The organism is Parerythrobacter aestuarii (assembly GCF_030140925.1).
Taxonomy (GTDB): domain Bacteria; phylum Pseudomonadota; class Alphaproteobacteria; order Sphingomonadales; family Sphingomonadaceae; genus Parerythrobacter; species Parerythrobacter aestuarii.
This window is the reverse complement of the sequence record NZ_JARBWD010000001.1, coordinates 673,814-686,760: the sequence shown is the minus strand read 5'-3', so window position 1 is coordinate 686,760 and position 12,947 is coordinate 673,814. Positions and strand designations below refer to the sequence as shown.

Here is a 12,947-nt window from a genome sequence, read left to right as displayed (position 1 = left end):
TCGCACTTGCCTCTCGACTTAAATTGTATGTCTTACTAACATTCGCAGGTGGAGAGGAACATGACAAGACATAAGGAAACGCTTGTTCCGACGACGCCGCATGTTGAAGGGGATGACGACATTGGCGAGATTGCCGATATCGTCGGCTTTCACATCCGCCTGGCGCATGGCGCGGTCTATCGCCACTTTACCGAGACATTCGAAGATCTCGAGCTGACGCAGAAGCAGGTCAGCGCACTGTGGCTGATCGCCGATCATCCCGATATTTCGCAAACGCACCTTGCCCAGCTGATGCGGATGGACCGTGCGACGACGATGGCAATTGTCAACCGGATGCAGGATCGCGGCTACCTCGTGCGCGGCCAGGCCAAGGACGACAAGCGCCGCCAGACGCTCAACCTGACCAAGGACGGGTTCAAGATGCTCGATGTCGCCAAGCGAGCGATCCTCGAGCATGAAGCCTGGCTCAAGTCGCGCTTTAGCAAGCAGGAAGTCGCACAGCTGATCGAGCTGCTTGCACGCATTCACGAATAGAACAACGACCAGACCTTCGGGAGAGAACACCATGGCCGCAACCGATCCGCGTGCGTTGATCGACGAAACGCCGATGAGCACACGGCAATGGATTGTCGTGGTGCTGATGGTGCTGCTCAACGCGCTGGATGGCTTCGATGTCCTTTCAAGCGCTTTCGCCGCACCGGGCATTACCCAGGAATGGGGTATCCCGCGCGCCGAACTGGGGATCGTGCTGTCTGCCGAACTGGTCGGGATGGGTTTCGGCTCGGTCTTGTTGGGCGGCATGGCCGACAAGTACGGACGCAAGGTGACCATGATTGCCTGCCTGGTTTTCATGGCGGCAGGAATGTGGATGGCCGGCCATGCCAGTGGCGTGGCACCGATGGTCGCGTTCCGCTTCATCACCGGAATCGGCATCGGTGGCATGCTGGCAGCGACCAATGCCGTGACCGCCGAGAGCACCAGCACAACTGCGCGCAAGACCGCCATTGCGGCCTATGTCGCCGGCTACCCGCTTGGCGCAATCATCGGCGGGATTGCCGCGTCGGAGTGGCTGCTGCCGACCTACGGCTGGCGTGCGATCTTCGACTTCGGCGCTATCGTCACTGCGGCGCTTATCCCGGTTGTCTGGCTGCTGGTCCCGGAAACGGTCGCCTTTAATTCAGCGAAGGACAGGCTGGCTGGCGTCAACAAGACCCTCGCCGCGTTCGGCAAGGCTGCAATCGACGCCTTGCCGGTCCGTTCAGCCACCGCTGCCAAGCCTTCGGTAATGGACATCCTGTCGAACCCGAAACTTCGCCCGGTCACTCTGGCGCTGTCGTTCGGCTACATGTTCCACACCATCACCTTCTATTACATCCTGAAGTTCGCAGTTCAGATCGTCGCCGACTACCCGCCGGGCTATGAACCGTCGGAAGCAGCGACCGTGCTGACCTGGGCCAATGTCGGCGGGTTCACCGGCAGCTTCGTATTCGGCTTCATCATGTCGCGTTTCGGGATCAAATGGCCGACCGCATTGATGCTGCTGATCGGCTCGGTCGCGGTCGCTTCGTTCGGGCTCGGGCGCGACACGATCGATGCCTGGCAATGGGCGACCATCCTGACCGGCTTCTTCACCAATGCCGCGATCAGCGGGTATTACGCTGCCTTCGCGCGTGGCTTCCCGGCCTATGCCCGGGCCACGGGGACCGGCTTCGCGCTGGGCATCGGGCGCTTCGGGGCGGCAGGCAGCCCGCTGATCGCCGGTGCGCTGTTCACCTGGCTCGGCAATGACGAGTTGCTGGTCGTCTCCTGCATCATGGCGATGGGATCGATCGCATCGCTGATATTGTTCCTGATGCTGCCGGAAACCGACGGCGATGAATTGGTTCGGCAGGAGTCGGAGGCGAGCTAGCCTATTCCGAAGCCATTTCCACCGCCGCGCGGACCTTGAGCAGGTGCTTCTGCACCTTGCCGCTCGCAGTGGCAGGGATCTCGTCGGTGATGACCGCTGACTTGGGCACCTTGAATTTGGCAAGGCGCGCCGCGCAATGGGCGATCACTTCGTCGGCCGTGATGCTCTTGCCCGTAGCAGGAATGACATAGGCCCGGCCAACTTCACCCCAGCGTTCATCAGGCACGCCGATGACAGCTACCTGACCCACAGTATCCAGTTCGGCCAGCGCCGCTTCGACTTCGGCCGGATAAACGTTTTCGCCGCCGGAGATGTACATGTCCTTCTTGCGGTCGACGATGTAGAAATAGCCGTCCTCGTCCATCATCGCGGCATCGCCGGTGTGGAACCAACCGTCCACAAAGGCCTTCGCTGTCAGTTCCGGCTGTTGCCAGTATCCCATCGCGATGCTCGGACCCGAAACGAGCAGTTCGCCCTGTTCGCCAGGCGGCACTTCATTACCATCCTCGTCGACGATCTTGGCGCGCTGGGTCATCAGCGGCAGGCCGCACGATCCGGCCTTCGACAGCATCAGGTCGAGCTCGAACGGCGGGATCGCGAAATTGGAGCCGGTTTCCGACATGCCGAAGCCTTCGGAAATGCGGACGCCTGCGCCAAGGAACCGTTCCGACTGGGCCTTGGGGTTCGGCGCGCCACCGATCGCCCAGGCAACGATCTTGTGCAGCTTTGCAGCCTCGAACTCCGGCCGCTGCCACAGCGTCGTCGCCATCTGCGGGACGGAGAAATAGTGCGTAACGCCCAGCCCGGGGTCCACCATCCGCTCCAGCGTCAACTTGGGGTCGAAGCCTGGCGAGATAAGCACTGCGCCACCTGCAAATAGCGGCGTACGGGTCGCAGCCATCAGGCCGGCTGTGTGAAACAGCGGCATATCGCACAGGAAAGTGCTGGAAGGATTCACCGCATTGCCGTGGATCAGGTTGGTACAACCCCAGAAGATATTGCATTCTGACAGCATCACGCCCTTCGGCCGGCCGCTGGTGCCGGAGGTATAGAGCAGGGTCGAGACGTCCTCGAAGTCGCGCCGGGCCTCAATTGGTGCCGATGAACCCTCTTCGCCGAGACCCAGCATATCAGTCACGTCAAGGACTTCAGCCACATTGCCGGGTGCGGTGAAGCCATCCTGCAGGAACAGCAGATGCGGCTCGGCATCGGCGGCGAGCGCTTCCAGCTCTGCCACCGCCAGCCGCCAGTTCATCGGCATGAAGATGCAGCCGGCGCGCACGCAGGCGAACTGCAGGATCGGCATCTCAGCGCAGTTCTTGGTCAACGTCGCGATACGTGTACCGCTGTTGTTGCCGAACCTGCCATGGAGCCAGGCCGCCAACCGGTCGATGACCGCATTTAGCTCCGAATAGTTCCACTCACGCCCGGATTCGAGATCTACCACCGCCCGCTTGTTGGGCATGGCTTCGGCGTAAGTTGCGATCGAATCGAGAAGTATCATCGGCTGCTGTCTCTCTCCCGGGCCGAAGCCCTAGTCTTTCAGCTTCGACGTGTCGAACGTGCCAAGCCCCGGCTTGAAGCTCTTCTCGTCGAGGAACTGGCGCGTCCCTTCGCGGCGTGCCTCAGCTCCGCCGAAGCTGTGTAGCGCTTCCTGCGCGCGGATCTGATAATCGAGCCCGTTGTCATAAGTCATGTCGACCATACGCCGCACGGCCCATTTGGTTGCACGCAGCGCATGCGTGTCTTTCTTCTTCAGGGCCTCGGCAATTTCGGTAACCCGCGCCTCAAGCTGGTCCGCCGGGACAGACTCGGTCACCAGCCCCTGTTCCTCGGCCTGCTTGCCGGTTAGGTTCTCGCCCATCATCGCGTGGTACATCGCCTTGCGGAACGGCATCAGCTCCTGCGCCACTTTCGAAGCACCACCGCCCGGCAGGATGCCCCAATTGATTTCAGAAAGGCCGAACTGGGCATCGTCGCTGGCGATGGCGATGTCACACCCGAACAGCGGGCCATAGCCGCCGCCGAAGCACCAGCCGTTGATCATGGCGATGGTCGGCTTTTCATACCAGCGCAGCCGCTCGAACCAGCCATAGCTTTCGCGCTGCGACTTGCGGATCGCGGCGAGGCCCTGTTCCTCGGTCTCGCGGAAATATTCCTTGAGGTCCATGCCCGCGGTCCAGGCCGAGCCTTCGCCGGTCAGCACCAGCACCTTCACATCGTCGCGGAATTCCAGCGCTTCAAGCACCCGCATCATCTGCCGGTTGAGCTTGGGACTCATGCAGTTTCGCTTCTCCGGGCGGTTGAACCTCACCCAGGCGATATCGTCCTTCACCTCATAGGCGACGGTGTCTTCTTCAGCGCGTTCGGACATGGGCATTTCCTCGTGATCGATTCGGATTGTTAGGCGCTATAACAATTTTCTCTTTGATCACCAGTTAAGAATTGGCAAAGGCAGTCATACAAAAGAGAGGAACCACCATGGCCGATAGCGATCCGAGCAAGAACCAGCCCGCTGGATACGAGCCCCCCGAGGTGTGGGACCCGGGCGTGGAAAGCGGTGGCACGTTCGCCAGCATCAACGCTCCGACGTCTGGCGCCCGGTTCGAGAAGGAGCTCCCGGTCGGCAAGCATCCGCACCAGCTCTATTCGCTCGGTACGCCCAATGGGGTGAAGGTCACAATCCTGTTCGAAGAACTGCTGGAGAAAGGCTTCTCCGACGCGGAATATGACGCGTGGCTGATCAACATCGGTGCTGGCGACCAATTCGGCAGCGGCTTCGTCGACATCAATCCCAATTCCAAGATCCCGGCGCTGGCGGACCACTCCTTCGATCCGCCAATCCATCTGTTCGAGAGCGGTTCGATGCTGGTCTACCTGGCCGAAAAGTTCGGCGCTTTCCTGCCGACCGATACGCGCAAGCGGGCCGAGACGATGAACTGGCTGATGTGGCAGATGGGCAGTGCTCCGTTTGTCGGTGGCGGCTTTGGCCACTTCTACAACTATGCCCCGTTCAAGATCGAATATGCGATCGACCGCTATGCGATGGAAACCAAGCGTCAGATGCACTTGCTCGATACCATCCTGGCCGATCGCGAATTCATCATCGGCGACGAATACACTATCGCCGACATGGCCATCGTGCCCTGGTACGGCAGCATGATGCGCACCGCCTACAGCTCGCAGAAATTCCTCGCGACGCATGAATACACCAACCTGGAGCGCTATGTGGCGCAGTTGTTCGACCGGCCGGCGGTGAAACGCGGGCGCATGGTCAACCAGACCTTCGGCAAGCCCGAAGGACAGGTCCGCGAGCGCCATGATGCGCGCGATTTCGAGCACAACCGCGAAAGCCAGATCGAGGAACGCGGCGGCGAACGGATCACCTGGGACGACTAAGACGGTAAGCGATCAGGTCAGGTCGCTCATCTGCATTTTGATGCCGGCATCGGCCGCGCGCATGGCTTCGCGGCGTAGCTCTTCGATCCGCAGGCGTCCGGGCGGGGCTTCCTCTTGCGGAAGCGCCGCCATGACGCGTTCATGCAGTTCCTCGAAATCGGGGCCGTGCTCAGGATGGGTTAGGATCAGCCCGTCGTTACGGGTCATCCCGGCGAGGATTTTCGAGCCAACCTCGTAAGGCTCCATGCCTTCGTCGAAGGCGGTCCCGAACTGCTCCAACTCGGCTGCATCGACTGCGCCGAAACCGCTCGCGCCGAAACCTTCGGGCCGCTTGAGTGCGCTGGTCCAGGCATTGGTTTTCGTCAGCGCCGGGCAGCAGAGCGAACAGCCGATCCCATGTGGGGCAAGGTTGTAGCGCAGGCTTTCCGTCAGCCCGCGAACGGCGAACTTGCTGGCGGTGTAGATCCCCGCCTGCGGGCCCGGCAGGAAGGCCGCCATGCTGGCGATATTGACGACATGGCGGCGACCCGCCGCCTGCTTGATCCTGGGCAGGAAGCTGACGAGGCCATTCACGACCCCGCCGAAATTGACCCCCATGATCCAGTCGAAATCGTCATAGGTCGCTTCGTCGGTCGGCCCGAAGACCGAGACCCCGGCATTGTTCACCAGCACGTCGACTTCGCCGAAATGCTCCACCACTTCATCGGCGACTTCGTCGAAGCGTGCGCGATCGGTGACGTCGAGTTTGCAGAACAACGGGGCCGCATAGCCCTTGTCCGCAAACCACGCTGTGGTCGCCAAACGGTCATCCTCGTTGCGATAGCTCAGTGCCAGCCGCATCCCGGCGTCGGCGAAAGCCTGCGCGACCCCCAAACCGATCCCGGTCGCCGCGCCGGTCACGAATGCCACGCGTCCTTCCCACGGCCTGTCCTGCTCACCCATTGCTGAAGATTCCTCTCGCCAACTCGCTAACAATCGTTAGTGTTACATACAAAATAGTGGGAGAGTCGAGAATGTCTGTTGTCGAAGACCGCCTGGGCGAGCTCGAGCGCCGGGTCGCCCGCATGGAAGACGAAGCCGCGATCCGTCGCCTGCAAATGGCCTATGGCTATTACATCGACTACAATCGACCAGAGGAAGTCGCCGGCCTCTTCGCCGAGGACGGGGCGGTGGTGTTCCTCTCGGGCGAGTATCGCGGCCATGCCGGGGTCATGCGGCTCTATGGCACCTGGATCCAGAACCTGTTCACCGGCGGCAAGCGCGGCCCGGTCTATGGCCTGCTGCTCGACCATTTCCAGCTGCAGGACGTCATCACCGTGGCCGAGGATCGCCAGACAGCCAAAGGCCGCTTCCGTGGGATCCTCGCCGGGGGCTGGCACGACAGCGCCCTCGACCAGAAGCCCGACGAGGTGCCGCAGCAGTTCTGGGAAGCCGGGATCTACGAAAACGATTACGTTCGTGAAGACGGCGTGTGGAAGATCAAACGGCTCAATTACATGATGCAGTGGCAGGCCGACTACGAGACCGGCTGGGCCAAGACCGAGGCGCATCTACAACCGGCGGTACAGACCTATCCTGAGAACCCGATCGGCCCGGACATCATCCTGCCGGAAGAGGAATGGCGCCAGACCTGGCCGCACCGCCAGGAAGTCGCAATGAGCTTTGCTCACCCGGTCCTGGGCGCGGCCTTCAAGGCCGGGCACTTCACAGCGATGAAGGACCAGTAGGGAGCATACGGCCATGACCCTGCTTCCCGACGGCAGCGAGAAAGGTCTGCGCGGTTACATGCCTGAGCGGGGTATCCGCACCCGTATCGGCATGGCACCGCCGGCCCGAGAGATCGACCGCAATGCCCCCTACCAGCGTATCGCGACCGAAGAGGCCTGGACCTTCCCCGAGCTGGTCAAGGCGCAGCTTGAGTACCTCGAAAGCGGCGAGAGCGATGACAAGTCGCTGGCGATGGCAGGCATGTTCGCTTCCATGCCGCAGCTGCAAGAGATGCTGCAGGACCTTGGCGACCTGCGCCTTGCGCACATGGACGAATACGGCATCGACCGGCAGCTGCTGCTCCTGACCAGCCCTGGCGTGCAGGTCGTCCGCCCGGGCGAAGGCACCCCGCTGGCCCGGCAGGCGAACGATATCGCCGCCGATGCCTGCGCCCGCCATCCCGACCGCTTTTCCGCGCTTGCCGCCTTCGACCCGCGCGATGTGGCAGGGTCGGTGAAGGAGCTTGAGCGGGCCGTGCAGACGCTCGGCCTTAACGGCGCAGTGCTCAATTCGCATTTCCAGGGGCACTATCTCGACGAGGAGGAATATTTCCCGATCCTCGAAGCGCTCGAAGCGCTCGACGCCCCGCTCTACATCCACCCGACCGCGCCATACATGGCCCCGCAATATGCCGCGCGCGGGTTCACCGGAGCACTGGGCGGCTTCCCGCACGATGTGTGGCTGCACACCATGGGGCTGATATTCTCAGGCGCGTTCGATCGCTTCCCCAATCTGAAGCTATGTATCGGCCACCTTGGTGAATGCCTGCCGCTGCATCTCTATCGCTTCGACTGGATGCAATCGAACGCGGATGGCGTGCCGGGCCTGCGGGGCGGACAACCGGCGGTGACGCTCAAGCATCCCGTCAGCCACTATTTCCGCACCAATATCTGGATCACCACCAGCGGCGTCGGCTGGGAGCCGGCGATCCGCTTCTGCATGGATGTGATGGGGCCCGACCGCGTGCTCTACGCGATGGACTATCCCTACCAGCAGAGCTCGGACGAAGTCGCCGCCTATGACCCGATGGACCTCAGCCCCGTGCACAAGCAAATGCTGATGGAAGGCAATGCCCGGGCGCTGTTCAAGCTGCCCTAGGACCTAACGACCCAATTTCACATCCTGGTGATGGCTGGTGATCCACCCAGCCATGGCTGCATTCACCTTGTCGACCATTCGGGTCAGGCTGGCGCGTTCGCGCGCGCTCAAGGTGCCAAGCACTTCATCGGACAATTTCTGCAGCTCCGGGCCAAAGGTCTTGTAGAATTCTTCCCCGGCTGCGCTCAGCCTTACCGGCTTGCGGCGGCGGTTATCCCTGTCCTCGACCGACTCGATCAGTCCGCGTTCGCGCAGGCCGGCGATTGCCCGGCTGACATTCATCGGGGCCATGCCCATGATATTGACCAGATCATGCCCCGCCAGTGCCCCTTCGCCTGCCAGCGCCATAACCACTTTCAACTCGGTCTGGGCGATATCGTGCGGTTCGCAGACACCTTCCTTCATCGGGGTATTGATGAAGCTGCCAAGTTTGAGCAGCCGGATAAGCAGCGCAAGGTTGCCGTCATCGGACAGCAACTCTGCTTCCGGGTCCCTGAAAGCCCCCTGATCGCGCGATTCGGTCATCAATCGCGTCATCCATCACGCAGCACGGAAAGGCAAGAATACTAACAATTGTTGCTTTTTGGCTCCACCTGTGCAGCATTCGGCATGAGTGGGCACACCGGGGCGCTTCATCCTTGCGATTTCCTGAATTGTGTGTCTTACTTACAAATCTGGAATACTGGCCGGCATGGTCACCAGTGAGGGAGAGGATAATGAGGAACTTCGTACGGTCGCGGACCGCAATTCGTTCGCTTGCGCTTGGCGCGTCTGCAATTTCGATGACCGCAGCCATGCCTGCCCTGGCGCAGGATACCGAAGGGGCACAAAAGGATGATGGCAATATCATCATTGTGACCGCCCAGTTCCGCGAGCAGAACATCCAGGACACGCCGCTCGCCATCACCGCCGTCACGGCGGACATGATCGAAGCGAAGAGCCAGACCAACCTTGCACAGGTTGCTGACGCAGCCCCGAACGTGGCGATCCGCCCGCAGGGCGCGAGCTTCGGCCCTTCGGTCACGGCATCGATCCGCGGTGTGGGACAGAACGACTTCAACCCGGCATTCGAGCCCGGCGTCGGCATCTACATCGACGATGTCTACTACCCGCAGCTGACCGGCGCGATCTTCGACCTGCTCGATGTGGAGCGAGTGGAAATCCTGCGCGGCCCGCAAGGCACACTGACCGGACGCAACTCGGCCGGTGGCGCGATCAAGTTCTATTCGCGCAAGCCGACCGGCGACAATACCGGCTTCCTTGAGGCCACCTATGGTTCGCGCAACCGTATTGGCCTGCGCGGCGCGGCCGACTTCGGCTTCACCGACAACCTGTTCATGCGCGTTTCGGGCGTGTTCAAGGAGCAGGACGGCTATGTCGACCGGATCGACTATGGCTGCGCCTTCCCCAACAGCGGCATTCCGTCGACGAACTCCGGCGCCGCTGATTGCGTCTTGAGCGAGCTGGGCGGCACCGGCTACCAGGCCGTTCGCGGCATCCTGCGATGGGAACCGAGCGATCGCTTCGAAGCAACGTTGAGCGCGGACTACGTGAAGGACGATCGCACCATCGCTGGCGAAGTCCTGCTCAACACCGGGCCGGTCCCGGCACCGAATACCGCAGTCAACGGGGTGGAACTGTCGAACCAGTTCATCTGCGGCCCGTTCTGTAACTATGCCACCACTGGCCAGCCGGCAATCACCTGGCAGCCCGCACTCAACGTTGCCCCTCCTGGCAACCCGCCGTTCTATATCGACCCGCTCGGCGCGGCCGGCACGCCGCTGGCAGCAACCTCAGGCAACGACCGCAGCATCTATGAAGGCTGGGGCGTCTCGCTCAACATGGTGCTCGATATCAGCGACAATGTGCAGCTGACTTCGATCACCGGTTATCGCGAGTTCGATACCGAGTTCTATACCGATGACGACCTGACACCGATCAACACCAATTTCGGCCGTAACTTCCTCTCGAATGAGAGCTTCAGCCAGGAACTGCGCCTGAATATCGAGCCGGCAGATGGGATCAACATCACCGTCGGCGGGTATTATTTCGAGCAGGATTCGGTCTACGATTCCTTCCAGGACATCCGCTATGTCTCGGTCTTCCCGCTGCAGTTCCGCCAGCCCGATCCGACCGCGGCAGAAGCTATTGCCGTGTTCGGAAACATCGGTTGGGAGCTGACGGATCGCCTAACCGTCAATGCCGGTGTCCGCTACACCGACGAATCGAAGGACCAGACCTATTTCCGTCTCAACCTCGACGGCACGATCAACCCGTTCCTCGACCCGCTGGGTGCCATCAACGGTGCCGGGACACCGGGCGCGCTCACTGGCAACACCGCCAGCTACAGCGCAGACAAGCTCGATTACCGTGTCGCGGTGGACTATCGCTGGTCGGACGCGCTGCTGACCTACATCTCGGTCTCGACCGGCTTCAAGGGCGGCGGTTCTAATCCGCGTCCGTTTAACGCGGCGCAGCTGATCCCGTTCAACCCGGAAAAGGTCACCGCTTTCGAAGCAGGCTTCAAGAGCGACTTCGCTGACAACCGGGTGCGCCTCAACGGGGCGGTGTTCATGAACGACTACACCGACCTGCAAATCCCGGTTTCGGCCTGCCCCACCGCACCTTGCGCGGCACGTCTGAACGCCGGCGATGCCGAGGTTTGGGGGATCGAGCTTGAGTTCGTGGCCGAACCGGTCGACGGGCTCAATATCGATGCCGCTGTCAGCTACATCGATCAGGAATTGAAGACGAGCTCACTCAATCCGGCGGCTACCAACCCGAGCGTGGAAATCTCGCCCGGCGTCTTCGGCACCAACCCTGCGGGCGTAGTACCGACCGATCCGCCAGCGGTGCCGCAGTGGAAGTTCAACGCCGGCATCCAGTACAAGGCCGACCTCGGCGGCTCGGGCAGCATTACCCCGCGCCTCGACCTGGCCTACCAGGACAAGCAATACACCGGCCCGACCACGCTCAACGGTGTGCGCACGCTTAACTTCATGCCGAGCTTCACCACGCTCAATGGCCGGTTGACCTGGCGCAACGCAAATGAGGACCTGTCGGTTTCACTCGAAGTGACCAACATAACCGACGAGTACTACTTCCTCAGCCGTTTCAACCTGCTGGGTGCGGGTGCCGGCTTCGACAAGGCCCTGCCCGCTGCACCGCGCGAATGGGCACTGACGGTCCGCAAGGACTTCTGATCCGCCCACCGGATCGGACAACAGGGGGCGGTCCTGCGGGGCCGCCCTTCTTGTTTCATGAAACACGATTGCCGGAGTTGACCATGCTGCTGCCCCAAGGCGTTTCGATCGCCCATCCTGACAAGCTCTATATTGGTGGCACGTGGGTGGCACCGCAATCGAGTCGGCAACTGGAAATCGTCTCGCCCAATACGGAGCAAGTCGTCGCCCATACCGCCGAAGCCGGGCCGCAGGATATGGATGTTGCAGTCGCATCCGCGCGCGAGGCGTTCGATCATGGGCCATGGCCGCAGATGCCGCCGGGCGAGCGCATTGCCGCCTTCCGCAAAATGGTCGAGCACATGCGCCCGCGCGCCGGGGAACTGGCGGCGGCATGGACCGCGCAGGTCGGCGGCCTCGCCAGCTTTGCAGGGCCGATGCACCAAGGCAGCATCGCCACGCTCGACGGGATCGCCGGTTTTGCCGAGGCCTTCGAATTCGTCGAGCATCGCCCCACGATCGGTGCCGAAGTCGGGCTGATCGCCTACGAGCCCGTCGGTGTGGTGGCCGCCATCGCGCCATGGAACGGCCCGTTCGGGATCATGGCCAACAAGGTCGCCTATGCGCTGCTGGCAGGCTGCACAGTGATCATGAAGCCTTCACCCGAAACACCGCTCGAAGCTTATATCATCGCCGAGGCAGCGGAAGCTGCCGGGATCCCGCCCGGCGTGGTGAACCTCGTTCCTGCAGAACGCGAGGCGAGCGATCATCTCGTCTGCAACCATGGCGTAGACAAGGTCAGCTTCACCGGCTCGACTCTCGCCGGCAAGCGCATCGCCAGCGTCTGCGGAGAGCGCATCGCCCGCTGCACGCTCGAGCTGGGCGGCAAGTCGGCCGCGATCATCCGCGACGATTTCCCGACCGAGGCGGCGGCGGGATTGCTCGCCAACACCATCACCATCATGAGCGGGCAGGTCTGCGCCATGCTCAGTCGCGCGATCGTCCCGCGCCGGCGGCATGACGAGATCGCCGACGCCATCGCTGGCGAGATGCAGAAGATCCGCATCGGCCATAGCGACGATCCCGAAACCCAGCTCGGCCCGCTGGCAATGAAGCGGCAGTTGGAACGGGTCGAGAGCTATATCGAGGAAGGCAAGCAGACCGCCGATCTCGTGACCGGCGGCAATCGCACCAGCCACATGAACCGGGGCTATTTCATCGAGCCGACGCTGTTCGCCAATGTCGACAACACCAGCCGCATTGCGCAGGAGGAGATCTTCGGCCCGGTGCTGTGTCTGATCCCGTGCGAGGACGAGGAAGACGCCATCCGTATCGCCAACGAGTCCAACTACGGTCTTAATGGTTCGGTGCTGACGCAGGACGCCGAGGCCGCCTATCGCATCGCTCGCCGCATCCGTTCGGGCGCGGTGGGGCAGAACGGCCTACGAATGGATTTCGGCCTGCCCTTCGGCGGATTCAAGCAATCGGGCATCGGCCGCGAGGGCGGGCCGGAGGGCTTGCTCGGATGCCTTGAAAGCAAGACCATCCTGATCGACGCCATGCCCGGCCATCTGTGACAGGGAGCACACCAG

11 protein-coding genes are annotated in these 12,947 nt (G+C 61.9%); 7 read left to right on the top strand and 4 right to left on the bottom strand.

Translation table 11 applies throughout. The annotated features are described in order from the left end of the window. The first annotated feature begins 60 nt into the window (after positions 1-60). Both QPW08_RS03370 and QPW08_RS03365 read left to right on the top strand, forming a co-directional pair. The gene (locus tag QPW08_RS03370; protein WP_284124335.1) at positions 61-534 is read left to right on the top strand and encodes a MarR family winged helix-turn-helix transcriptional regulator; all 474 of its coding nucleotides are present in this window, start codon (positions 61-63) and stop codon (positions 532-534) included. Between the two features lie 31 nt (positions 535-565). Beyond that, positions 566-1,909 (top strand): MFS transporter, encoded by a 1,344-nt coding sequence (locus QPW08_RS03365; protein ID WP_284124334.1) that lies wholly within the window; start codon positions 566-568, stop codon positions 1,907-1,909. A gap of 1 nt (position 1,910) precedes the next feature. Here QPW08_RS03365 and QPW08_RS03360 read toward each other — a convergent pair whose 3' ends face one another. Beyond that, the gene (locus tag QPW08_RS03360) at positions 1,911-3,413 is read right to left on the bottom strand and encodes an AMP-binding protein (protein ID WP_284124333.1); all 1,503 of its coding nucleotides are present in this window, start codon (positions 3,411-3,413) and stop codon (positions 1,911-1,913) included. Between the two features lie 30 nt (positions 3,414-3,443). Further along, the gene (locus QPW08_RS03355; protein ID WP_284124332.1) at positions 3,444-4,283 is read right to left on the bottom strand and encodes a p-hydroxycinnamoyl CoA hydratase/lyase; all 840 of its coding nucleotides are present in this window, start codon (positions 4,281-4,283) and stop codon (positions 3,444-3,446) included. A gap of 107 nt (positions 4,284-4,390) precedes the next feature. Between QPW08_RS03355 and yghU the strand changes: the two genes are divergently transcribed. Next, on the top strand, positions 4,391-5,308 hold the full coding sequence (yghU, locus tag QPW08_RS03350; RefSeq protein WP_284124331.1) for a glutathione-dependent disulfide-bond oxidoreductase: 918 nt from the start codon (positions 4,391-4,393) through the stop codon (positions 5,306-5,308). A gap of 12 nt (positions 5,309-5,320) precedes the next feature. Here yghU and QPW08_RS03345 read toward each other — a convergent pair whose 3' ends face one another. Continuing rightward, a complete protein-coding gene (locus QPW08_RS03345) occupies positions 5,321-6,250 on the bottom strand; it encodes an SDR family oxidoreductase (RefSeq protein WP_284124330.1) in 930 nt (309 codons plus the stop codon). Between the two features lie 71 nt (positions 6,251-6,321). Here QPW08_RS03345 and QPW08_RS03340 point away from each other — a divergent pair, with 71 nt between their 5' ends. Both QPW08_RS03340 and QPW08_RS03335 read left to right on the top strand, forming a co-directional pair. Further along, a complete protein-coding gene (locus QPW08_RS03340; protein WP_284124329.1) occupies positions 6,322-7,035 on the top strand; it encodes a nuclear transport factor 2 family protein in 714 nt (237 codons plus the stop codon). Positions 7,036-7,048: 13 nt separating this feature from the next. Further along, positions 7,049-8,173, top strand: a complete 1,125-nt coding sequence (locus QPW08_RS03335) for an amidohydrolase family protein (RefSeq protein ID WP_284124328.1) — start codon at positions 7,049-7,051, stop codon at positions 8,171-8,173. 3 nt (positions 8,174-8,176) lie between these two features. On the opposite strand, the gene QPW08_RS03330 is transcribed toward QPW08_RS03335, so the two are convergent. Continuing rightward, entirely contained in the window at positions 8,177-8,698 is a 522-nt protein-coding gene (locus QPW08_RS03330) for a MarR family winged helix-turn-helix transcriptional regulator (protein ID WP_284124327.1), read from the bottom strand. Between the two features lie 257 nt (positions 8,699-8,955). On the opposite strand from QPW08_RS03330, the gene QPW08_RS03325 reads away from it, so the two are divergent. After that, positions 8,956-11,376: a TonB-dependent receptor gene (locus QPW08_RS03325; RefSeq protein WP_284124326.1), complete on the top strand. Its 2,421-nt coding sequence runs from the start codon at positions 8,956-8,958 to the stop codon at positions 11,374-11,376. Positions 11,377-11,459: 83 nt separating this feature from the next. Further along, complete coding sequence (locus QPW08_RS03320) at positions 11,460-12,932, top strand: aldehyde dehydrogenase (RefSeq protein WP_407674544.1); 1,473 nt, start codon at positions 11,460-11,462, stop codon at positions 12,930-12,932. Positions 12,933-12,947: the final 15 nt, after the last annotated feature.